This window comes from Tenacibaculum sediminilitoris (assembly GCF_964513795.1).
Lineage (GTDB): Bacteria > Bacteroidota > Bacteroidia > Flavobacteriales > Flavobacteriaceae > Polaribacter > Polaribacter sediminilitoris.
Map to the genome: position 1 here is coordinate 214221 of NZ_CAZEQR010000011.1, position 24735 is coordinate 238955.

The window sequence follows — 24735 nt, forward strand, 5'->3', positions numbered from 1 at the left end:
TTATTTTGCTAAACAGCCTCGACTATCTTTTACTTTTATTTTATACTTTCCTTTTCCTAACCCACTTATTACTGTAGTGCTTCCTGAAAAACTTGTCCAATTTCTTTCTAGAGTCTCAGTGGTTCCATCCACTTTATAGACTGTATACAAATAAGATCTTTCTATTTCTCGACTAGTAACTTCTACTTGAATTTGACCATCGTTTTTCTCAAAACAATTTTCATCATTTAAACGTACAGCTGTAAAATCTATATTTATTGCTTTTTTAATGTTAAAATTTGGTGTTTTGACGAGTTTATCCCAATACGGTAAATCTGAGGCATCTGGTTTAGATGGTGTGATGCTCTCATTCAACGTTTGATATCTAAAATAGTAGGTACCTGCGTCAATATCTCCAGGCCATTTAAACCCATAATATCCTCCTCCTAAATCATCTAATACTATTACTTTTGGATCTGTAGCACTGAGTTGTTTGGTACTGTATTGACCTATTAATATGTCCCCACTACTATCTTCTTTAAATAAAGTTACTGCTAACTGTTCAGAAGGATCTAATTCTCTATTTATTTTTAAAGATATCTTACCATCTGATAAATAAGAACATGTCGTATTCATCGTATTATAATATTCTATAAACTCTGGTGAACAAGTGGTTACTGAATGGGTTCTAGTTGCAACATACTTACCACTCGCTCTATGCCCTGTACGAAATCTCAAATTACTTTGCCCGTCAATAGTTAGACCTTCTGATGCATAAAGGTCCCCTATATTTACTGTAATACTAGTTTTTGCTGAAGCTAAAGGTATCCATCCATTAGTACCAATTTGAAAGTCCCAATCATAACCTCCTTTTAACATAATTGTTGAAGTTGTGCATAAATCAATAGGAGTTCCGTCACCAGTATTAGTTGCTCCATCAATATGAAGAGGATATACTGTTTGCTGAAAACTACATCCTTCGAAACTTAAAACACCTCTACTATTGAAATTTTCTTTTAAAACCGTTTCTTCCTTTGTATATTCACAATCTGGATACGTTCCTAACCTAATAGCACTATTGTACACTTTGACTTTAACCGAACTAAAACTATTTAAATCAACAAAATCAAAATAAACTTTCCCCACATTTCCTGCTGATGCAAAATAATCAAACTTTAAAGTTCCTATATACGTATTTCCTCCGTTAGCATGCAAAGACCCTACTATTTCAGTTTTTAACAAATAAGCATACTCTGGGGTTTGCCCAAACATTTTACTCATAGAAAAAACCATAGCAATTAATAGTGCTGTTTTTTTTATTTTGCAGTACATTTTTCGTTATCCCTTAGTTTTATTTTATAATTACCTATTCCTAAACCTCCAATAATTGTTGAACTTCCATTGAATGGAATCCAAGAATTATTATTTACCTGATATTCAAAAGTTCTATTTATTTCTCCTCCAACATTAAAAATTTCAATTTTACCATCATTAGTATTAAAACAATTTTCATCGTTAAGTTTTTTTGCATTGAATGTAACATTTGTAGATGGTATTATTTCAAATTCTTCTGAAAATTCTAAACTTGCCCAACTAGGGTCATTTGTAGCAATACCTCCAGTTCCTTTATATGCTTGGTATTTTATTTTGTACCAACCAGCAGCTAAATTTAGACTCCAAGTATATTTATAAGTTCCGTTTGTTTGTGGAGTTAAACTTGTAATTACTTTTTGTGGATCTGTAGCTAAATTATAACCTGTAGTGTATTTATAATACAAAGTCGTTATTAGTTTTTCATTAGTTACTAAGTTTCTATCTACACTAAGCGTAAAACTTCCATCTTCTGAGTAACTACATTTTGTTTTATGAGGTACCAAACTTTGAAGTTCTGGTGAACATTCTGTTAATTGTATGGTATAAGTATTAAAGGAATAAACAACTTCATTAGTAAATGGGGCTGTAAACTTAAATCGCAACTGTAAATTTCCATTGAATTTACTTCTCCAAGCTGTTCCAAAAACATCTAATAGGCTTACATTTAACGGAAACCTGTTTTTATGGCTAGGTATTTCTTTCCATCCTGTTGTGCTGTAATATTCCCATACTAAACCTGTTACATTATGATTTTGTCCGTCAGAATATTGTTTAAATAAAGTATCTCGTTCACATCTTCTGTCTGCTGGTGCTGTTATTTTAGGCAGCAAAACGGCATGATAACTTATAGGTAAACAATTTTCTGATCCACATAGTATAGGGTCTGGGCCTTCATAAGTTCTTCTGAAGCTTTCATAAATAGTTATTTTTGTGTTTACTTCTGTTCCTGAACAATAATCTTGATATTGTCCACAAGATCCCCCACAATCATCACTTGGATCATCATTATAAGCCTCTTTATAATTTAAAATAATGTTCACCTCGTTATTGGGAATATCATACTTATTTTGAGTATAACTTATATTAGTAAAGCCGTAGTCACCTCCTCCTACAGGACAATGACCATCCTCAGATGATAAATTTTGAGGTTCTTTAAGTAATACATACAATTCAGATTGAGAAAATCCCAAACAATACACCAATAAAAAAATAAAGAATAGTATTTTTCTTTTCATAGACTTTTTTAATACTTTACTTCAATCTTTTTAATTTCTCCTAAACTACCATCTATAAATACTGGACGTAATATATAAGTGTAAGTATTATTTGGTTTTACATTTTCATCCACTATTCTATTCGTACTTGGTAAAACATTTTTTAACAAGGAAATTTTTTCATCTTTTTTCCCTTTATAAATCATTATCTCTACAATAGCTTCTTTATTTACAGTTTTCCAAAACAATTCTATAAAAGTGTTATCTCTATCTACATAACTTCCTAAGTTTTTCAATCCTTTTAATAAAGTAAACCTTGGTACCTCAATAGTAGTATGTTTTGTATTTATAGACTGTAAATCGCTTTCATCAACTGCTTTTATTAAGTATTGATAGGTTGTATTTCCTTCTGTATTAGTATCTTTCCAGTCTGTATATTCAATATGTGAGGTGTCTTTTGGTAACGTAGCAATTAAATTCCAATTAATGCTATCTCTAACTCTTCTATATACTTCGTGTTTAGCAATGTCATTACTTTGGCTATTTGCCCACGTTAAAAACACTTTTCCTTTTTTTACTTTATATGACGTTATCACAGGAGAGGCTGGAGGTATAAAATCTGGTTTTTTCAAGATTAAAACATCTGAATACTCAGACATGTTGTACCTTTTATCAACCGCTACTATTTTATAGTATACCTTATTATTTAAACTTTTTACAGAAACACTATCATAAAAAGTAGTCGCTAAGTGTGGACTCACCGTTATTTGTGAAAACTCTTCTTTAGCATTATTCCCCTTAAAAACTCGATACCCTAACATATCTGGCTCAATATTTTTTTTCCATTGTAAAGTTACTAGTCCAAGACTGTCTACTTTTCCTTCTAAACCTACCGGTTTTACTGGAGGAATAGAATCCACTGGCTGTACTAACACAGGATACGAGGTTCTACTATTTCCTTGCTTTCCTATAGCGGTAATCGTAAAATAATTTGTAGCATCTAGCTTATCATATTGAACTTTTCTTGTTTTTGTGGAAATATTTCTTAGTACAGTCTCGTATTGTCCATTCGCTTTATTACTTTTATTTAATTCAAAGCCTTTTATAAAATCAACACCTTCCTCTAAAAACTTCCATTCTAAAACAACACTTTTATTGTTATTTACAATCTTTTTACTTGAAATTTTTGGCACATAAGGCAGTACCTTTACTCCTTTACCTGAAATAACTTCTGAAGGAGGACTTAATTCTCCAAACGGAGTTCTTCCCTTTACTCTGTAATAATATGTTTTATTATTTTGAATAGAATCTGTATAGTAAATTCTTTTAGTGTCAACTCTACCGCCACTATTTAGAGTAGTATAGGGTAACTTATTAAGTTGATTAAAGCTTATACCGTCTTCTGAACGTTCTATAAAATAACTGTTAAACTCATTTTTATGAATTGCATAATTCCAATTTAGCATTACTTTTTGATCATCAAAAATAGCTGCTAAATCCAGCGGTTTTGGTAAATCTTGGTAGTCTTGAAGTCCTACAAAAACTCCTCCATCCTTAATTTTCATTTCTTCTTTTGGTACTAAAGAAAAAACTTTATAAACATATTTTTCTGTAGACTTTACCTTTAAATCTTCAAACCCTAATCCTGCTAATTTTGCTACTTCAAAATCCTGATCAGCTACATACAATGCCCATGTGAATCGTTGTTCTTGTTCTTGAGACATGTTTATAATTCCTTGTAAAGAACCAACTCCTTCTACATCAAAGCTTTCACCAAATAGTGATTGAGCCATAATAGCTGCGTTATTATTCTTCTCTATAATATCAATCCATTTCTGCGGTTCTGCAGGTTTAAAAACTCCTAAATCTTTTTCTATAGGTTTAGATAATGTTTGTCCGCTAATACTAATGGTATACCTTTTTAATCTATAACCATACTTTGCCAACTTCCTAAATGACATTGGAGTTGTAGCTCCCCAGCGCAACATTATTTTTTGAGTACTATGCGGTCTTGCTAATACTTTTATTACATTCTTACTGACCTCTCTTTCTTGTGAAAAAGTAGTTAAAGCTGAAAGTATAAAGATTAGCAAAAATATTTTGTTTCTTTTCTTATTAAATAGCATTAAAAGGGATTTTTATATTTAAATACTGCATTCGTTCCTAAAACACCTCCTGGCATTACATATTGCATTTTAACTTTGTATTTACCTGACCATATTGCTGGAAACACTCCATTAATTATATAATTATACTTCTGTATTTGTGATGCATATTCTGTAGGGTTATTTAAGTATTTATTAACTACTTTATACTGTATATCTATAAAGTCTCTTTTATAGTGGTAAGGTAAATTATATCGATAAGGAATTCTTTTGTTTAATAATGAGAATGTTGGATTATTTCTTAAATATGGTACATACCAAGTTAAGATATCAATTCCTTTTTTAGGAGGTATCCCTAAATTTTTCACATCTCTGTTAACAGTAAATTCAGGTTCTAGAGGATATTTTTCATAAATTAACTGATAAATTCTGTCTTCATAATAGTTATCATCTAAAATTGCTTCTACTTCAATCAGAGGCTGTTTATCTGAATATTTCCCTCCTTCTAACTCAATTCTATCAAATTTTTCTGATTCTCTTACATCTGTTTGAATAGCATGTACATCAGAATAAATAGGTTCTAAATAGTGTTTCACTACTCTTTTATCATCTATTTTTTTAGCAAACGTATTATATTCACTTGTAGAAAAGTCATAAGTCAATAACTCTGTTACAGCTTTGTCATTAACCACACTTTGTACCTCTTTATTTTTAACCTCTACGGTATTACCTTCATAACCGGTGTCTTGTTTAGTATAAGAAGTCTCATTTACAGAACCTTCTTCTACATCTGGTGAACTAATCAATTTCAATGTATATTTCTTTTGATTATTAAACTCTCCAAGCTTAAAGTTCACTTGTCTATCTTCTTTGCTATAAGAAACTGAATTCACAAAATTATGTTCCTCTTCGTTACTATATACCACTTTTTGTTTCCAATCAGTTTCTGGAGTAAATAGGTAGGGTTGCCCTCTTTTTAATTTTATATAACCTGTTGTGCTTTCATTTTGATAAAAATACTTTTGATCTATTATAGGGTATGTATATACTATATTTTCAATTGGAATATAATCTGGTGCTACTCCTGTAGTAAAAGTTCTTTCTTCAATCTCTTGTGCTTTCTTTCCATTATGTATTAATGTAATCCAGCTTCCTGATTTTAATTCTTGAAAACTCACCGCTACTTTTACTTGAATAGTTTTTTGTGGGGGTAAAACATCAAAAGAAACAAAATTCACTACATCTTGTGACTCATTCCATTCTAACTCTCCTTCAATTATTTTTCCTTCACTTTTTACTGTAAACTCATCTAGTAAAATTTTATACGTTTTTACGCCTTTATCATCTTCAAGTTCAAAAGGTTTATTTATCCTCATATTAAATGCTGATTGTGGTGCCGTAAAGACATCTACCTCTGTAGCATCGTTATTAGGTGTTACTCCTGAAATTATTTTCATACCTCCTAGTGGAGTTCCTCCAATTATCTCACATTCCTCACCAAGCTCAATTTTAAACCTGAAACGCCCTTTTATCATTCCACCTAACACATTGAAGTGTCCTCCTACATATCCTCTAAACCAACTAGGGTTTGGTAATTTTGCCTGTAATAATACAGCTGCTCCTGCTTTTACTATTGGAATTTTTGCTTTATAAAACCATAAATTAACTCGTATTCCCAGCTCTCCTTCTAAATACGCATAAGCCTGCCCATTTGCATACCATCCATCAATACCAATCTGCCCACTTCCCTTACAAGCAGTTTCTCCATAATCTTTAATCATGATATCAAACCCCAATCCTGCTCTAAATCTGGCATAAAACATTAAGAAGTTCATATCACCTGTGTCTAGGCTTAAATCCATACCAATAGCAAAACCTCTACCATCACCTAATGCATTTAAATCTCTCATATAGTCTAAACTATTTAGATTTACTCCTAAAATATCTGCCACAGCTTGAGGTGGTGGTGGACTTCCTGGTATGTTATCTCCTATCATTAAATAGGTGGTAGCTTTAACGCTAAAGCCCCCTATCCCTACTCTAAGCCCAATACGGTCTTTGGGTGTCCCCATGTGTAGGTACCAACCTTCTGGACCTGTATGAAAAACTGCCCATCCTGCTCTACCTTTAGGTCCAACTCCGCTAAAAAAGTTACCTGGAGTATTTACAAACACTTCCATCTCACTATGAAAAGAATGGTTTACAAAATCCATTTCCATAGAAAAATGAGCGTCAATTCCTGCATCAAAAGTTAATCCATCTTGAGGAAAAGAAGCTTTACTATATTCTACTAAGTTAGTTTCTTTTAAGTCTTTTATTAACTCATTATCTGCTAGTTCGTTTATTTTGTTTTCAAGTTTAGTTAATTTTTCTTTGAATTTATCTCCAAACTTCACACTTATACCTTTCATAATATGAGCTTCTCCAAAGAAAAATATTCTATTTAGCCCCCCATGTGTATTGAAAGCCATTTCAAAACCTATTTTCCCATTAAAAGCGCTTTCGTTTCCTAGTGCGAAACCTAACATTGCTCTAAAACCTAAACCTGACTCAGCATCTGGCACATAATCCATTCCAGATGGAGGTTTTGGAGTTTTTACAGGTAATGGATTACCCTCTTTATCTAATTCTCCTTGATATACTAATTTTGGAGGGTTAGACATTTTTTTCATATGATAATAAGCTCCCCCTCCAAAGCCGTTAATTTCAACAGGGCCAATCATGGGCTTTGTCGCCATAGCTGATAAGTCTGCATACGCATCAACATACCAATATCTTACATCTGTTCTTCCAAACCAAGCTGATGCTTTTACATTAATACTATTAAAATCTGCTTCAAGCTCTCCATAAAAACCATTACCATAAACAGGGTCATTATTTTTAATATCAACAAATCCCTTAAACTTAACACTTCCTAAGTCTGCAGCAACGTTTATCCTTTGAATATCAATCCCATCATATTTCCATCTATGCCTTTCGTTATTTTTTTCAAATTTTCCTTTTATACCCAACTTTGTTCCTCCTGAGAAACCTTTACCCATTAAGTTAACATCTAAAGCAAAATTTAGTGATATTTTTTCATCATTTGCTGTAACACCTACTTCAGAAATAGTTACAGGAAACCTTGCAAACTTAACGTCTCCTTCATACCCCATATAATCAACTGAAAAATACGGTGACTCTGTTTGTAGTTTTAAATTTTCAAAAGTTATTCCTTTAAAATCAACAATTCCTTTCTTTCCTTCTTCTGTCTCTGTATTACTTGCATTAATATTCATATTACCATAAAGAATAGCCTTGGGTTTAAAGCTACCTTCAACAACTTTTAAAACAACTTCTGAATTTGATTTTAATGTGGCCTGGGCTTTGAACAAGTTAAACTCAAGTTGTTTTAAAGGTTCTAGCGTTAAACTATACTCTTCAGTTTCTACATTAACCATTGCTGAGTATCTGACTGCCTTTTTTGATAGTTCTTCTTTAGATAGCTTCTGAACTTCTTCTTTCGTAACTTTTTTAGATACTGGCAATACAATATTACCTTCAAACCCTCCTCCTATAAGTTTATTTGCTTCTAATGATGCGTGAAAATTCTGAACTGAAAACTGCCAACCTCCTGCATTTCCTTCATCAATAGATAGAACATTTTTCATCGAAAAGTCTCCTGTTAAACCTTCTCCATCAATTAATAATTCTGTTGCTTCTAAACTAACCGATTTTTCTTCTTTATTGAATTCTTTTGGCAGGGTAACTTCAATTTTTTTTATATATACTCCCCTCCATAACTCCTCATTCTCAGGAATCAAGTACTTGTCTCTATAGTTACTTGAAAAGTTAATATTTTCTGAATTTCTTATATCACTAAAGTCAAAAACAGCATTTTTAACTTCAAAAACTAATCCTGCTTTTCCTCTACCTGTTGTAGATTTTTCATCTTTAATTTGAAATGGATGACTTAAATTTATCTCTGCAATGATATCATTCCAATCTGATACTACTGTCGTAAACGATCCTTTTACTCTTATTTTTTCATCTTTTACAACTGTATGATTAGGTGTTAAGGGTTCTAATAATTCTCTTGAAAACAGTACATCAGCAGCAACACCAATTTCTTTAATTCCAGAACAGTCTATAGTAACATACGTTTTATTTTCTACAATACCTGTTTTCATATTAAAACCTCCTTTTAGCTCAAGTAAGGCTTTGTTTCCTTGTATAGGAATAGCTACATCTCCAAATAACGAGATATTGGTATCACCATATATTCCTCCTTTATGCGATATTTTTATATTATCTGCCCCAAAGAAAAGTTCTTGTTGCTTCCCATTAGCTCCTAGTTGTCCAATTGTTAATTTTGCAAAAAGTGTTACCTCTGTATAATCTGGAAAAAATTTAGCTTTGCTAACTCCTAATATCGCCGTGTTTTTTCCTATTCTCTTTTTAACTCCTACTGGTAGACTAATCATGTCATTAGCACCTAAAACATCTACATAGCTCCCAGTCTTATCTATAGCCTCAAAAACAGAAGAAGCTCTAGCTATAAGCGTATCCACCTTAGAGTCTGAGTAATTCTTTTTAACATAATCAAAATCTTCTTTTGCTTTAGAAGAAAATGTTATTGGATTGTACTGTTTTTCTTTTTTAGAAATACTATCTTTAGGATAGTGATTCGATGAAAAAACTAATTGAGATACTACAATAAATAGGTAAAAAGTAATTTTTTTCATAAGCAAATAAAGGGGGGATAGCTTTGCAAATATATGTAGTAATTTGTTGTTTTCCAAAGCTCAACATTAAAAAAAACACATTTTATTAACATAATAATTATGTCATATACTCCCTTATTTAATCATCTTAATTCTTTCCTTTTAAACAGCCTAATAAATTATTTTATATGTTTTTTTACTAGATAGTAAAGACTTATTATAATTTACTTGTTGTTAATATGAAAAATAGCAGATTTACCGAAACACAGATAGTCTCAATGCTTCAACAGTATGACTCTAGCATGAAAATTACAGACATCTGTCGAAACAAAGGAAATCACCACTGCAACGTTCTACACTTGGAAGCATTAATATGGTTGTATGAACTCTCAGCTGCTTAAGGAGTTAAAGTCTTTACAAGAAGAGAACCATAGAGTTAAAACAGATGTATGCAGATTTAAATCTAGATTATAGAATTCTTAAAAATATTATCTAAAAAAATTCTAAAACCCTGTGAACAAAAAGAGCTAGCTCAGAGGGTGGTTAAAAAAGAAGGTTTCAATATTCAGATAGCTTACGAGATGGTCAGTTTGAATCTATTATAAGTCACATAAAATAGATAAACTAACTATTTACGCTAACCTAATTTTTCTTCTAAGTAGTTTTTTACTGTTTTATAAATAGCAGCTACTTCTTTGGTGCTAAACCCACTAAACTCTCTTAGAGGAAAACAAATAGTAGCATAAGTATCAAAAAACTTATATTCTTCTGAAGATAGCATTAATAGTTTAGAGGTATGTGCTAAAACCTTTGATGTGGTGTTTAATTCTTCGTTCTTTTTACTCGAAGGATACACAACATAACTACCTATTATAGGGTATTCAGAATCTTTAAATGGAGTAATAATTGGAAAGTTATCTATAATTCTACCATCAGAGTATAACATATCTATGTTTACTAGTTATAGTTACTGATTGGAATTTTTCTAACTTTCTTTAAAAAAGAAATGCGTGTAAAAAATATTCGTTTTGTTTTATAAACTAATATAGCATTTTTTATAGAGTTTTTCATAGGTAGGAAGAATGTTCTCTAATGAAAATAATTTAATATGCTCTTTTGCATTTAACTTAAATTCATTTAATATAGCTTCATCTTTTAAAAGATATATGGCATTTTTAGCCATTTGATCTACATCTCCTAAATCACTTAAAAAACCTGTTTTTCCTTCAATATTCACCTCTGGCAACCCTCCAGTATTTGTAGAAATAACAGGGGTACTTGCTGCCATGGCTTCTAAAGCGGCTAAACCAAAACTTTCTGTTTCAGAGGGTAATAAAAACACATCTGTATAACATAGTATTTTTGCTACTTCGGTGCTATTCCCCATAAATAACACTTTATCTTCTATCTCTAATTCTATAGCTAAATTTTCTGCTTTTAAACGTTCAGGTCCGTCACCAACCATTAATAATTTTGAAGGAACTTCTTTCTGAACCTTGTTAAAAATACGAATTACGTCATCGGTACGTTTTACAGGTCTAAAGTTACTTATATGCGTTAAAATTTTTTCTTTTGGTTTTGCTAATGCTTCTCTTTTACATTCTCCTTCGTGCGCTTTATCATACTTCTCTCCATCAATAAAATTATACACTACTTTAATATCTTTATCGATATTAAACAATCGTAAAGTATCTTCTTTTAAACTTTTAGATACCGCAGTAACTTCATCTGATTTGTTTATACTAAACTCTACAGCGGTTTTATAGGTTGGGTGGCTTCCTACCAAGGTTATATCTGTACCATGTAATGTTGTTACCACTTTTATATCGACGCCTTTATCTTCAAGCATCTTTTTTGCCATATAAGCAGCATAAGCATGCGGAATAGCATAATGTACATGTAACACTTCAAGTTCATACTTTTGCACTACTTCTACCATTTTACTAGATAATGCTAGCTCATATGGTTGGTATTGAAATAGTGGATATTCTTCTAAAACAACTTCATGAAAATGTAAACGATGAGAAAAAAAATCTAATCTAACAGGCTGATTGTAAGTTATAAAATGTATTTCGTGCCCTTTATCTGCTAATGCCATTCCTAATTCGGTTGCTACTACACCACTTCCTCCAAAGGTAGGATAACATACAATTCCTATTTTCATCTGTATCTGTTGATTTTTTTTTGAATATGTTTACTGACGTAAATTTACAGTATTACTTACATTTTTATGTGAATAAAATTATAAAAAAGGCTAGTTTATTTTAAATCGTTTTGTTGCAAAACTTTTTACAGTTTCATCTTCAAAATAAAGATATACATATTTCTTTTTAACTATATTAATGCTGTTTTTAAACTTATATATCCAAATATCTTCATCAACATTATTATTACTAAGTCCTATTTTTTTTTTTATCTCATACTTAGATAGTCCTATTAAGTCATTAAAATCCGAAGGGAAAGGTCTAGTTTCTTGTGTTTCAGTTATTTTTATAAAACTTATTCTTTTAATAATACTATCGTGAATAACAGATTTTGAAAATGTTCTTTTGATAAAGATTCTTTCTTGTTCTTCGGGTATTGATGGGATATGATTTGAAACCGTTATATCTAAATCTTTTTTAATAACCTCGTCTGCAAGTGATAGATAATCTCTTGCTCCAATAGATCCAATATCATGTTCAATAATAGTTTTTCCATATCCAGGTGCTTGAGAAACTTTCGTGTTTCTATTGATAATAGTTTTAAAAACTAATTCTTTAAAATTCGATTGGATATAAAGCACCACTTTTTTAGAAAGGTTAACACGTTTGTCAAACATAGTAAGTAAAAAACCCTCAATAATTAATGATGAGTTTAAGTTTTGTTGAACATAACGCACTGTCTTTAAAAATTTATGTAGTCCTTCTAAAGCATAATAATCACATTGAACAGGAATAATAACGGAATTTGAACTGACAAGAATTTCTAGATTTTTTGTTTTGAAAAATGGAACACAATCAATAATCACGTAATCGTAAAGTGGTGAAATAATTTCTAACGCTTTTTTAAATCTTAAAGATTGCAACTCTTGTTTAAAAAAATCTACATCCTCTAGAAAAGGGATTAAATCTACATTAGGAGAATTTGTTTGAATACGATTGTTCTTTAGTATCGATACAAAATTCATAAACTCTAGTGCAGGATTGTTTAATTTTTTTGATACAAAGCCAAAAGAAATAGTTGCATTGGCTTGTGGATCTGTATCTATAACTAACACTTTTTTTTCTAAAATACCTAAACCTGCAGCCAAATTTACACACGTTGTCGTTTTACCTACTCCTCCTTTTTGATTACAAATTGCAATTATTTTACACATTATCTGAATTATATTGATTAGGGGAAACGATAAATGTAAATCTTTTTTATCTATTTAGAATATGTAATCAAAATAAATAGTTATCATTAATCAAAGGTTGCTTTTTAATTAAATTAATAAATGATTTTACTAAAAGTAAAACAGCTTGTAATTTAGAATTACAAGCTGTTTTATTATGATTCTTAATAATAGTGTATTTTAATAATCTCCTAAAGTTTCAGGGTTTTGAGCTAAGGCTTCTTCTAATTGTTCATCGTTTGGTGCTTTGCCATGCCATGCATGTGTATGCATCATAAAATCAACTCCGTTTCCCATTTCAGTACATAGTAATACGCAAACTGGTTTTCCGTTTCCTGTACGTGATTTAGCTTCTGCCATTCCTTTTAAAACAACCTCTATATTGTTTCCTTCTGTAATTTCTACAACATCCCAACCAAAAGCTTCAAATTTAGCTTTTAAGCTTCCCATGGCTAAAACTTCATCTGTAGAACCATCTATTTGTTTTTCGTTTACATCTACCGTAGAAATTAAGTTGTCAACTTTTTTAGCAGCTGCATACATAACAGCTTCCCATATTTGACCTTCTTGCAACTCACCATCACCATGTAATGAATACACCGTTTTGTTATCTCCGTTTAACTTTTTTGCTTGAGCTGCACCAATAGCAACACTCATTCCTTGACCTAACGACCCTGAAGCAATACGTATTCCAGGTAAATGCTCGTGTGTAGTTGGGTGTCCTTGTAAGCGAGAGTCTAACTTTCTAAATGTATCTAACTCTGCTACTGGAAAAAATTCACTACGAGCTAAAACACTATAATAAACTGGAGAAATATGTCCGTTTGATAAAAAGAATAAATCTTCATTTTTACCATCCATAGAGAAATCAGTAGAATACTCCATTATTTCTTGATACAAACAGGTAAGAAATTCTGCACATCCTAAAGACCCTCCTGGGTGTCCTGAATTTACAGCATGCACCATGCGAACGATGTCTCTACGAACTTGTTGTGTAAACTCTTGCAATTGTTGTGTTGTTGGCATTATTGTTTTGTTTTATGCCCACAAATGTAATTGATTATAAAAAAATGAGCAATTACTTTTTTACTTAAAAAAAGAAAAAGGGTTCATATGAGTTAAGTTTTCTTTTTCACTAAATTTTCCCTTTCTAAATATTGAACTCTTTATTTATGTGATACAAAGAACTTGTTTGTTTGTATAAAAAGTGAGAGTTTATTATCTGTAACTAAAAATGATGATTGTTATTTCATATGAAGAACCTCAAAGGTTATATAGAAAAGTTTATGATTATGCTCAAAGGAATAATTATATTAAACCTGAATCTGACTTTTATTCAATTATTTTAACACACTCTTTAACTTCATGTATTTAAAAAATTATGACTCTCCTATGGTGTACTGTAAAAAAGCAGAGTTAATTTATAAAAAACATAAAGATTCTAATTGCTACTTAAGTAACTTAAATTATGCTTATGCTAGAATATACTTTAAAGTCTATTAGTTATTTTAAAAAAGCTGTTCCTTCTTTAATTTATGACAAAAACAATTCTTTCTCTAACTATCTATATCAATCAGCTTAGAATTTAATATACTGTTCAGAAACTTAAAAATGTTACTTTATAGAGGAAGTATACTGTAAAAGCTATTGTACAAGAAGTAGGTTTTAAAAGTGCTGAGTCTTTTTCGAAAACCTTCTATAAATTTACAGGGTTGAAACCTTCTTACTTTATTAAAGAACAAGAAAAGTCAACCTGAAATTAGGTTTTTTGTTTTTTCTTTTTTGCTGCGGGGAATAATACATTATTCAATATTAAACGATATCCTGGTGATGTTGGGTGCAGGTCTAATTCTGTTTTTGGGTCTCCTACTCTATGTTGGTAGTCTTCTGGATCGTGCCCTCCATAAAAAGTAAACATTCCTTTTCCTTTAGTTCCGTGTATATAACGCCCTTCTCTATTTGTTTTGTTTTCTCCTAAAACAATAATGGTAGATTTTATGGTATTGGGATCAAAAGAAGTTGTTTGTCCCATAAAACCTTTAACTAACATGGTATGATTTTGAGTAAGCATTGTTGGTACTTGATCCCACTTGGCTGAAAACTCCTTTAACACAAAGTAGTCTACTTCTTTTTTAATTCGTCGTTTACGAGTCATATCTATTGAAGAAAATTCATAGGTAGTAGGATTACGAATTAATTCAAAATTTTTAAACGCAAGTGTTTTATTAAAGTTTATTTTCGATTGATAATTAGGTTCTGAAGCATCTCCATCAAACATTCCTTCACAAATATCTACTCCATCAGCAGCTAGTGCAATATCAAAACTATCGGTTGCAGAACACATAGCAAACATAAATCCACCACCCACTACATAGTCACGAATTTTTTTGGCTACAGCTCCTTTTTCTTCAGAAACTTTACTATATCCTAATTTTTTAGCCAAGGCTTCTGCATCTTTCTTTTGTTGAATATACCAAGGTGCAGTTCTAAAAGCTCCATAAAAACGTCCATATTGTCCTGTAAAATCTTCGTGATGTAAATGCAACCACTCGTATAACAACAATTTATCATTTAGCACCTCTTCATCATAAATAACATCAAACGGAATTTCAGCATAGGTTAGTACCATAGTTACTGCATCGTCCCAAGGCATTTTATCTTTAGGTGAATACACTGCTATTTTTGGTGCTTTTTCTAAAGTTACTGCTTCTTGGTTTTTAGATGGCGATGAAATTTCTTCTAAAATTAAGGCTGATTTAGCATCTGAAATAATTTGATAGGAAACACCTCGTATTTTACACTCTTTTTCGACAGATTGATTGTTTTCAATTAAAAAAGCACCTCCATCATAATTCAATAGCCATTTGGCTTTTAAACCATTTTGTAAGGCATAGTACACAATACCATAAGCTTTTAAGTGATTTTTTTGGTTTTCATTACTCATAGGCACATAAACAAATGATGCCCAAAGTGTGTTTGAAAAAAGGAAAAATGTTAGTATGTATATAATTTGTTTCATATCAAAAACTAAAATACACAATTACTTTTTAGCAATTGTGCATTCAATCATTTTTTAAGTTTTATTTAAAGATTAAAACGGAACATCATCATCGCTTGGGCCAAAAGCATCTTCTGGTGAAGCAAAGTTACTTGATGATACTTCATCGTTAAACCCTGAGTTCATACTCGATTGGAATTCACTACTAAATCCTTCTTCTAAATCTGAGAATTTTGCCAAGTGTCCTGTAAACTTCAAACGAATATTATCCAGTCCACCGTTACGGTGTTTTGCTACAATAAACTCTCCTTGTCCTTCACATGGTGAATGATCATCATCATCCCATTCTGTCATTCCATAGTATTCAGGACGATAAATAAAAGATACGATATCTGCATCTTGCTCAATCGCTCCAGATTCACGAAGATCGGATAATAACGGACGCTTACTTCCTCCACGAGTTTCTACCGCACGCGATAGCTGAGAAAGTGCAATTACCGGTACATTTAATTCTTTACCAAGTGCTTTTAAGTTACGTGAAATCATCGAAATTTCTTGTTCACGGTTACCTCCTGCTCCACCAGCTGTCATTAACTGTAAGTAATCAATAATTAATATTTTAACTCCATGTTGCGATACTAAACGCCTTGCTTTTGCTCGTAAATCGAAGATAGACAGTGCTGGTGTATCATCAATAAAAATAGGGGCGTCTGAAAGCTTTTTAACTTTCACATTTAATTGCTCCCATTCGTGTGGTTCTAAGTTACCTTTACGCAACTTTTCAGAAGTTAACCCTGTCTCCGAAGAAATCATACGGGTAATTAACTGTACCGACGACATCTCTAAAGAAAATATTGCTACAGCATGGTTAAAATCAATCGCCATATTTTTAGCCATCGAAATTACAAATGCGGTTTTACCCATACCAGGACGTGCAGCTATAATAATTAAATCGGAAGGTTGCCAACCTGAGGTTAAGGCATCTAACTTGCTAAATCCAGTGGCCAAACCACTCATACCTTCTTTGGTAGAAATTTCTTGAATTTTAGTAATCGATTGTTGTACTAACGAATCGGCTCTTTCTGCTCCTTTTTTAAGATTCCCTTGCGTTACCTCAAATAATTTTCCTTCGGCGTCATCTAATAAATCAAAAACATCAACCGTTTCATCGTATGCGTTTTCAATAATTTCCGAAGAAATAGTTATTAGCTTACGCTGAATGAATTTTTCTAGAATAATTCTAGAGTGAAATTCAATATGTGCAGATGAGGCTACTTTTTGTGTTAAACCAATTAAATAAAAGTCTCCACCTGCCAAATCTAATTTGCCATTTTTCTTTAATTGATTTGATACCGAAAGTAGGTCTATAGGTTCAGAGTTTTGGAAAAGAGCATAAATTGCGGCATAGATTTCTTGATGTCTCTTATCATAAAAAGCATCAGGATGTAAAATGTCAATTACTTCATCAATCCCCTTTTTATCAATCATCATAGCTCCCAAAACAGCTTCTTCTAACTCTAAAGCCTGTGGTGGTAACTTCCCTTTTTCTAAGCTTATAATTCTAGCTTTATCTATTTTTGTTCCTCTGAGAGATTGGGTTCTTTCCATGACAGCAAATGTAATTTTTTAAGATGATATTTGTAGGTACTACACTCAATTTTCTTTATACACATTTTTTGTAAATAAACTGTTATTAACTTGTTGATAACGTTACAACTTTCTTATTTTTGGTGGCATGCATAATCATAAGAAAAATATTTTTATAGCTTTATCATTGCCTGTCCAAATAATTTTAGCGCAATTTTTAAGCCAAAAATCTCTGTGGATTGAATATTATTATAGTAATGGTATTTACCCACACATTTCTAAATTCTTTAGAATTCTTCTTGGTTGGATTCCTTTTTCAGTAGGAGATCTAATTGGTTTTTATTTATTGTTTCTTTTAGTAAAGTCTATCTTTTTTCTAATTAAAAGAAAATTTCAAAATTTCCTTCCTAAGTTAGTAAAATTTATCGCAATACTATCTATTATTTATTTTTGTTTTTATGCTTTTTGGGGATTAAATTACTTTAGAGAACCTTTAGCTAAAAATCTTAAACTAAAGCAAGCTGCTTATACAACTGAAGAACTAATTTCAACTACTAAACAGATTGTTATAGAACTAAACAAAATTCATGTACAAATAACAAAAAATGATTCACTCCCTGTAATAGTTCCATATTCTCAAAGAGAAATTTATAATTTGGCTCCTAACGGATTCCAAGAACTTTCGAAAAGGTATCCCCAACTTACCTATCAAACTTCCTCGGTTAAAAGCTCATTAGTTAGTTTATTTCAATCATACAATGGAACATCAGGATATTTAAATCCAATAACAGGAGAAGCGCAAGTAAATAATATGATTCCTAAAACGGGGTATCCAGCAACTACATGTCATGAAATGGCACATCAGATTGGTTGGGCAGCTGAAAATGATGCCAATTTTGTGAGTTTCTTAGCCTCAATAGCTAATAAGGACCTGTATTTTAAGTATTCTGGGTACCGAATGGCTTATAACTATTGTATTGGTCAAGTTTACAAAAGAGATAAAGCATTAGGTAAAGAAATTGCTAAAACAGTAAATAAAGGTATCTATAAAGACTACAAGGCTACTTATTTACATTGGAAACAGTTTAAAAACCCTATTGAACCTTATTTAAAAAAAGGATACAACTCTTACCTTAAAGCTAATAATCAATCTAAAGGAATTCAATCATATAGTTATGTTGTTGATTTATTAATTGCTTATTTTAAAAAGAAAGACTCCTGAAAATTTCATTGTTGTTCAATTGACATAATACATTTGAAATAGCTATTTTTGATGCTTTAAAAATACTACGATGAACAAACAACATATAATCGACCGATTTATAAAGTATGTAACTATTGATACTGAAAGTGACCCTAATAACCCTGCGTTTCCTAGTACTGAAAAACAATGGGATTTAGCCAAGGTTCTTGAAAAGGAACTAAAGGAAATAGGAATGGAAGATGTTGAGTTAGATGAGAACTGCTATTTAATGGCAACCTTGCCTAGTAATTTGGATTACGAAGTACCAACTATTGGTTTTGTTGCTCATATTGATACTAGTCCAGATTTTACTGGTGCTAATGTAAAACCTCAAATTCATGAGAATTACGACGGAAAAGACATCTTGCTAAATAAAGAAGAGAACATCGTTTTATCTCCTGATTATTTTGAAGATTTACTACAATATAAAGGACAAACAATCATTACTACCGATGGCACTACTTTATTAGGTGCTGATGATAAAGCGGGAGTTACTGAGATTGTTTCTGCAATGGAATATTTAATACAAAATCCAGAAATTAAACATGGAGAAATCCGAATTTGTTTTACTCCTGATGAAGAAGTGGGTAAAGGTGCTCATATGTTTGATGTAGAAAAATTTGGAGCTGAATGGGCTTATACCATGGATGGAAGCCAAATAGGTGAATTAGAATATGAAAACTTTAACGCCGCTGGCGCTACAGTTACTATTAATGGTAAAATTGTACATCCAGGATATGCAAAAGGTAAAATGATTAATTCAATGCTTATTGCTAGTGAATTTATCAATGCCTTACCTGAAGATGAAGTTCCAGAAAGAACAACTGGTTATGAAGGTTTCTTTCACTTACACCATATGGAAGGAAAAGTTGAACAAACTACGTTGAACTATATTATTAGAGATCATGATATGGATCAGTTTAACAACCGTAAAAAAGCAATATTAGATTTAGCAGAAGTATTAAACGCTAAGCGTGGACAAAAATTAGTTTCTGTTGAAATTAAAGATCAATATTTTAATATGAAGGAAAAGGTAACTCCTGTAATGCATATTGTTGATATTGCTGAAGAAGTGATGAAAGATATGGGAATTACTCCTTTAATTAAACCTATTCGAGGTGGAACTGATGGTTCTCAATTATCATATAAAGGCTTACCATGCCCTAACATTTTTGCTGGTGGACACAACTTCCATGGACGTTATGAATACGTTCCTGCTGAAAGTATAGTAAGGGCTAGTGAAGTAATTGTTGGTATTACACAAAAAGTTGCGGTAAAATTTAAGTAACCTTATACGCCCTTTTATAAAATCAAAAACTCTAGCAAAAGCTAGAGTTTTTTTCTGATATTTTACCCCTTAAAAAATATCATTCTGTTTGAAATAAATCCCCTTAACTTTATTTCGTCGCAAATATGACTCTTTTTAAAAGATTATGTTATAGGAAAATTCCCTTTTACCTAGACGTAAAACCCCTAATTTTACAAAAAAACACAAATTTGTGAATTTCTTTCATTTTATTTTTTGTAATCATTCACCTCTATACTTTTGCCTGCAAATATTAAAGTAAATGAATAGACAAGACCTTTTAAAGCTAGCTGATAAGTATCAGTCACCTTTGTATGTTTACGACACTGAAAAAATTATATCTCAGTATAAAAAAATAACATCTGCTTTTTCTAAAGTTAAAAATGTAAAAATTAATTACGCAGTTAAAGCATTATCAAACATTAATATATTAAAGGTTTTCAATAAGCTTAACAGTGGTTTGGATACGGTTTCTATTCAAGAGGTTAAACTTGGATTATTAGCAGGTTTTGAGCCTCATGAGATTATATATACACCCAACGGAGTTTCTCTACAGGAAATTGAAAAGGTAGCTAAGTTAGGTGTTCAAATTAATATTGATAACTTATCAATTTTAGAGTTGTTTGGACAAAAGCATCCTAAAATCCCTGTTTGTATTCGTATTAATCCACATGTAATGGCAGGCGGAAATAGTAAAATTTCTGTTGGTCACATAGATTCTAAATTTGGAATTTCAATTCATCAAGTACCGCATATAAAAAGGGTGGTTGAAAATACAGGAATGCATATTAACGGAATACATATGCATACAGGTTCTGATATTTTAGATATTGATACTTTTATAAGAGCTACAGAAATTTTATTTGATGTTGCAAGACAATTTAAAAATATTGATTTTATTGATTTTGGTAGTGGATTTAAAGTTCCTTACAAAAAAGATGATATTTCAACAGACATCAATGAATTAGGTAAGAAGTTAACTACACGATTTAATGAATTTTGTAAAAATTATGGAAAGGAAGTTACTCTTATGTTTGAGCCTGGAAAGTTTTTAGTGAGTGAAGCGGGTTATTTTTTGGCAAAAGTAAATGTAATAAAACAAACAACATCTACTGTTTTTGCAGGTATTGATAGTGGTTTAAATCATTTAATACGTCCTATGTTTTACAATTCGTATCATTATATTGAAAACCTGTCTAACCCTAAAGGTAGGGAGCGATTTTATAGCATCGTTGGTTATATTTGTGAAAATGATACTTTTGGTTCTAATAGGCGAATTAGTGAAATATCTGAAGAAGACATTTTATGTTTCCATAATGCAGGTGCTTATTGCTTCTCTATGGCTTCGAATTATAATTCAAGGTTTAGACCTGCAGAAGTTATGATTTACAAAGGAAAAGATTACTTAATTAGAAAGAGAGAAACAATGGAAGACCTTGTTAAAAATCAAATGAACATTACCTTATAGTAGTACACATACAATTATCACTCGTTTATTTTAAAGAAACATAGGAAAATTACCTTTTCTCTAAGTATATTTAACTACAAAAAAACCGTTCAATATTGAACGGTTTTTAAGTTTTTTATTTACACTTTTATTTAAAATATATAACGCAAACCTACTTGCATCTGCCAACGAGAAAGTAAACTTGAATCGAAACCAAACGTTTTTGTTGAGTTTGGAGTGAATGAATATGTAGGTGCCTGAGAATAATCTGGCACATAATTCGCTGGGTTAGTGTTTGCAGGATCTACATCAGGGAATCTAATACCTAAAGGTTGTAAATTATTAGGTTGTTGTACTACTCCCCAATCAGAATTGATTAAGTTTCCTACATTTAGAATATCAAGACTTAACTGTATTGTATTTTGCTTTTCAGCAGATACATTAAAATTAAAATCTTGTAATATTTTTAAATCCCATTTTCCTCTCCATGGTGCTAAAGCTCCATAACGATCTACATATTGTCCTCTTCTTTCACTCAAATAATCATCTTGTTGTATATAGCTTTCAAAAGCAGCTGTATGAGCAGGATCACTAAATTGCATTTGATTAAGTTCTGAACTAGTTGGAACGTATAATAAATCATTTACAGCTGATCCATCATTATTTATATCACCTCCATAAGTGTAGTTAAAACGTCCACCTTGTGCATATTCAAAAAATGTAGAAATAGTAGTGGCAAACTTATCTCCTCCATAAGTAAATTTCTTAGACGCTATACCAATAATTCTATGAGTATCTCCATATTTAGAATATGATAAAACATCATTATTAGCATTTCCAACTACTGGATTAAAAGCAAAAGCATCTCCAGTAATTTCTGCTTCAATAGAGTTTACATCTTTAGCGTTTAAGTAATTATAAGCAACACTTGTATATAATCCATTATCAAAAGTTTTTTGAAGCTTTAAAGAAGCATTCAATACACGACCTTTGTCTGAATTTGTAAACACATAAGCATTATTTCCTTTATCACTTCCGTCATATATTTCTCTAGTATCAAATGGTGTATTTAAAGTAGCACTAGGCTCTCTTAATCCCCAGTTTTGTACATGGGCTCCATTAATGTCTTTTGTGTACGAAACATCTGTAGTTGCTATAATTCCATTTTCAAATTTCCAGTCTAAACCTAAGTTTGTTCTCCATACTTGAGGAAATTTAAAATCTGGGTCAACTAATTGGAAGAAACCATCATCAGCTCCACTTACCTGATTTCCAATCCATACGAAAGGTAAACGTCCTGTAAATACACCTGAACCTCCACGAAGTTGCATTGTATTATTTCCTTTTACATCCCAGTTAAAACCTACTCTTGGTGAAATTAACCATTGGTTTGTAGGCATCTTGGTTGAAAGTAATTGCTGTTCTTCACCTGTGTTTGGATTGTAGTATAATACAGAATTATCTCTGGTTGCTCCATTATCAGTATCTATAAATTTCTGAATCAAACTAGAAGTATTAAAATACAATGGTTTATCAAAACGAACTCCATACGTTAGTTTAAACTTATCATTCATTTCCCATTCATCTTGTACATAAAATGCTAATTGTCCTACATTTAATTCAGATAACTTCCATCCACCATCTTTACCATCTCCATTTGCATTAAATGAATTGTAAGCATTTTGAGTAGCTGCTAAATACTGTTCTACCACCCCACCTGGTTGTGCAGCAGATAAAAAAGTTGCAACATCTGGGTACGGACTAAACAATCCATAGTATGGGAAAATTCCAAAATTAAAGGACTCGTAATTTGTTAAATTGAATGAATTTTCAAATTCAAATTGTTCAAATGAAAAACCAACAGTAAATGTATGATCTCCTTTATAAAAGTTCATATTATTTGTTAACTGAAAAACTCGTTGATCTAACTTGTTATTAATAGAAAAGGGTTCATGACCTGCTATAATATAGTTACTACCACTACCATCTTGTATAGCAATAACCGGAGCTGGTGTAGATAACGGGTTTCTAAAATCGTCAAAATGTGTATAACCTATTTGTAATTTATTAGTTGTCGTTTCTGACAAATTAGAATTTAACTCTAATTGAAAAGAGTTTAAGTTATTATTAATTTCGTATCCAGAGTTTTCAAATTGTAATGTAGAAAAACTTGGTCCTCTATTACCTAAAGCTGTTGGGTGTGCCGGTGTTTCTTTTGACGCTCTTAAAAAATTATAAATTAACGCTAATCTATTTTTATCATTAATATTCCAGTCTAGTTTAAAAATTCCTTTAGTAGACTCAGAACCATAGGTAAAACCTTCATATGCTCCTGTATTGTACCCCAAAACATCTAAAGCATTACGAACAGCTATCATATCAGATTCTAATACTCTTGACTCATTAACTGCTCCGCTACCTGTATTTGGCACCCAACCTGCTGTACCTAAATCTTCTCTATCATCTTTTTCAAAATTCGCAAAGAAAAATAACTTATCTTTAATTAAAGGACCTCCTAAACTTACACCATATTGGTTTTGACTTAACTTAGGTTTTACAACTTTTTGACCTTTGATTGTACCTCCAGTCATATCTTGATTTCTGTAAAAACCATAAACTGTTCCAGTAAATTCATTAGTCCCACTTTTTGTTACAGCATTTACAGATGCTCCTGTAAACCCTGATAAAGTAACATCATAAGGTGCGGTAGAAACTGAAATTTGTTCAATTGCATCTAATGAAATTGGCTGAGAGCCTGTTTGTCCTCCTGGTGTTGGAGAATCTAATCCGAATGGATTGTTAAAAATAGATCCGTCTAAAGAGAAATTATTAAACTGGTCATTTCTTCCTCCAAAAGAGTTTCCACTTGCTGTTGGTTCTAAACGTGTAAAATCTGCAGCTGAACGTGAAATAGTTGGTAAAGTTTTTAATTGAACAGCACTCACACTAGTTTGTGCCCCTGTTCTATCATTATTAAAAACTTTACTTCTTGTTGTTGATATAACAACTTCTTCTAGTTGCTCTCCATCCTCAGACAAAACTCCATCAATATTAGTTGTTTTACCTAAAGTTAAATAGACATTGGTTACTTCTTGTGATTCAAACCCAATATAGCTAAACGTTACTTTATAAGGCCCTCCTACTCTTAAGTTAGGTATGGTATATCTTCCATTATCTTGAGCTACGGCTCCAGATATGGTACCTGTTGGCTCGTGTAAAACGACAATGTTAGCACCAAACAAAGGTTCTCCCTGATTGTCTGTTACAGTTCCTTTTATTTTTGATGTGGTTACCTGAGAATAGATGGATAAATTCAAAAAAACAAAAGAAAAAATTATTAATTTCTTCATAATAGTTCTGATTTTGTTTATGTTACACCTCAAATTTATGAAATAAAAAAATC

The 24735-nt window shown here is 31.5% G+C and carries 14 protein-coding genes and 1 pseudogene; 4 read left to right on the forward strand and 11 right to left on the reverse strand.

The genetic code is table 11. From position 1 onward, the window contains the following. The 8 genes from ACKTSW_RS04770 to ACKTSW_RS04805 all read right to left on the reverse strand — a co-directional run bounded on the left by ACKTSW_RS04770 (position 1) and on the right by ACKTSW_RS04805 (position 13777). Positions 1–1311 (reverse strand): hypothetical protein, encoded by a 1311-nt coding sequence (locus ACKTSW_RS04770; protein WP_408024134.1) that lies wholly within the window; start codon positions 1309–1311, stop codon positions 1–3. Then, a complete protein-coding gene (locus ACKTSW_RS04775; RefSeq protein ID WP_408024135.1) occupies positions 1296–2588 on the reverse strand; it encodes a hypothetical protein in 1293 nt (430 codons plus the stop codon). The genes ACKTSW_RS04770 and ACKTSW_RS04775 overlap by 16 nt, the downstream gene beginning before the upstream one ends. 8 nt (positions 2589–2596) lie before the next feature. Next, entirely contained in the window at positions 2597–4693 is a 2097-nt protein-coding gene (locus tag ACKTSW_RS04780; protein WP_408024136.1) for a fibronectin type III domain-containing protein, read from the reverse strand. Further along, entirely contained in the window at positions 4693–9396 is a 4704-nt protein-coding gene (locus ACKTSW_RS04785) for a hypothetical protein (RefSeq protein ID WP_408024137.1), read from the reverse strand. The genes ACKTSW_RS04780 and ACKTSW_RS04785 overlap by 1 nt, the downstream gene beginning before the upstream one ends. Positions 9397–10012: 616 nt before the next feature. Next, positions 10013–10321 carry a hypothetical protein gene (locus ACKTSW_RS04790; RefSeq protein WP_408024138.1) on the reverse strand — a complete coding sequence of 103 codons (309 nt, stop codon included), beginning with the start codon at positions 10319–10321 and terminating at the stop codon, positions 10013–10015. Between the two features lie 87 nt (positions 10322–10408). Further along, entirely contained in the window at positions 10409–11539 is a 1131-nt protein-coding gene (bshA, locus tag ACKTSW_RS04795) for an N-acetyl-alpha-D-glucosaminyl L-malate synthase BshA (RefSeq protein WP_408024139.1), read from the reverse strand. 90 nt (positions 11540–11629) lie between these two features. Continuing rightward, a complete protein-coding gene (locus tag ACKTSW_RS04800; RefSeq protein WP_408024140.1) occupies positions 11630–12733 on the reverse strand; it encodes a ParA family protein in 1104 nt (367 codons plus the stop codon). A 198-nt stretch (positions 12734–12931) separates the two neighbouring features. After that, complete coding sequence (locus ACKTSW_RS04805) at positions 12932–13777, reverse strand: transketolase (RefSeq protein WP_408024141.1); 846 nt, start codon at positions 13775–13777, stop codon at positions 12932–12934. 614 nt (positions 13778–14391) lie between these two features. Between ACKTSW_RS04805 and ACKTSW_RS04810 the strand changes: the two are divergent. Next, positions 14392–14508: pseudogene (locus ACKTSW_RS04810) on the forward strand (hypothetical protein); the annotation flags it as partial. 2 nt (positions 14509–14510) lie between these two features. On the opposite strand, the gene ACKTSW_RS04815 reads toward ACKTSW_RS04810, so the two are convergent. Then, entirely contained in the window at positions 14511–15770 is a 1260-nt protein-coding gene (locus ACKTSW_RS04815) for an asparagine synthetase B (RefSeq protein ID WP_408024142.1), read from the reverse strand. 72 nt (positions 15771–15842) lie between these two features. Then, positions 15843–17357: a replicative DNA helicase gene (gene dnaB / locus ACKTSW_RS04820; RefSeq protein ID WP_408024143.1), complete on the reverse strand. Its 1515-nt coding sequence runs from the start codon at positions 17355–17357 to the stop codon at positions 15843–15845. 127 nt (positions 17358–17484) lie between these two features. Between dnaB and ACKTSW_RS04825 the strand changes: the two genes are divergently transcribed. From ACKTSW_RS04825 to lysA, 3 genes are all read left to right on the forward strand, one after another. Then, positions 17485–18558: a DUF3810 domain-containing protein gene (locus ACKTSW_RS04825; protein WP_408024144.1), complete on the forward strand. Its 1074-nt coding sequence runs from the start codon at positions 17485–17487 to the stop codon at positions 18556–18558. A 70-nt stretch (positions 18559–18628) separates the two neighbouring features. Further along, positions 18629–19867: a peptidase T gene (gene pepT / locus ACKTSW_RS04830; RefSeq protein WP_408024145.1), complete on the forward strand. Its 1239-nt coding sequence runs from the start codon at positions 18629–18631 to the stop codon at positions 19865–19867. 280 nt (positions 19868–20147) lie between these two features. Continuing rightward, the gene (lysA, locus tag ACKTSW_RS04835) at positions 20148–21353 is read left to right on the forward strand and encodes a diaminopimelate decarboxylase (protein WP_408024146.1); all 1206 of its coding nucleotides are present in this window, start codon (positions 20148–20150) and stop codon (positions 21351–21353) included. Positions 21354–21484: 131 nt separating this feature from the next. Here lysA and ACKTSW_RS04840 read toward each other — a convergent pair whose 3' ends face one another. Further along, positions 21485–24682, reverse strand: a complete 3198-nt coding sequence (locus ACKTSW_RS04840; protein ID WP_408024147.1) for a TonB-dependent receptor — start codon at positions 24680–24682, stop codon at positions 21485–21487. Positions 24683–24735 lie beyond the last annotated feature (53 nt).

Excerpts from the sequence above, each read along its gene's own strand:
- pepT (WP_408024145.1), top strand. The coding sequence starts at position 18,629 with ATGAACAAACAACATATAATCGACCGATTTATAAAGTATGTAACTATT.
- ACKTSW_RS04775 (WP_408024135.1), bottom strand. The coding sequence starts at position 2,588 with ATGAAAAGAAAAATACTATTCTTTATTTTTTTATTGGTGTATTGTTTG.
- ACKTSW_RS04780 (WP_408024136.1), bottom strand. The coding sequence starts at position 4,693 with ATGCTATTTAATAAGAAAAGAAACAAAATATTTTTGCTAATCTTTATA.
- dnaB (WP_408024143.1), bottom strand. The coding sequence starts at position 17,357 with ATGGAAAGAACCCAATCTCTCAGAGGAACAAAAATAGATAAAGCTAGA.
- ACKTSW_RS04805 (WP_408024141.1), bottom strand. The coding sequence starts at position 13,777 with ATGCCAACAACACAACAATTGCAAGAGTTTACACAACAAGTTCGTAGA.
- ACKTSW_RS04785 (WP_408024137.1), bottom strand. The coding sequence starts at position 9,396 with ATGAAAAAAATTACTTTTTACCTATTTATTGTAGTATCTCAATTAGTT.
- ACKTSW_RS04815 (WP_408024142.1), bottom strand. The coding sequence starts at position 15,770 with ATGAAACAAATTATATACATACTAACATTTTTCCTTTTTTCAAACACA.
- ACKTSW_RS04770 (WP_408024134.1), bottom strand. The coding sequence starts at position 1,311 with ATGTACTGCAAAATAAAAAAAACAGCACTATTAATTGCTATGGTTTTT.
- bshA (WP_408024139.1), bottom strand. The coding sequence starts at position 11,539 with ATGAAAATAGGAATTGTATGTTATCCTACCTTTGGAGGAAGTGGTGTA.
- ACKTSW_RS04825 (WP_408024144.1), top strand. The coding sequence starts at position 17,485 with ATGCATAATCATAAGAAAAATATTTTTATAGCTTTATCATTGCCTGTC.
- lysA (WP_408024146.1), top strand. The coding sequence starts at position 20,148 with ATGAATAGACAAGACCTTTTAAAGCTAGCTGATAAGTATCAGTCACCT.
- ACKTSW_RS04840 (WP_408024147.1), bottom strand. The coding sequence starts at position 24,682 with ATGAAGAAATTAATAATTTTTTCTTTTGTTTTTTTGAATTTATCCATC.
- ACKTSW_RS04800 (WP_408024140.1), bottom strand. The coding sequence starts at position 12,733 with ATGTGTAAAATAATTGCAATTTGTAATCAAAAAGGAGGAGTAGGTAAA.
- ACKTSW_RS04790 (WP_408024138.1), bottom strand. The coding sequence starts at position 10,321 with ATGTTATACTCTGATGGTAGAATTATAGATAACTTTCCAATTATTACT.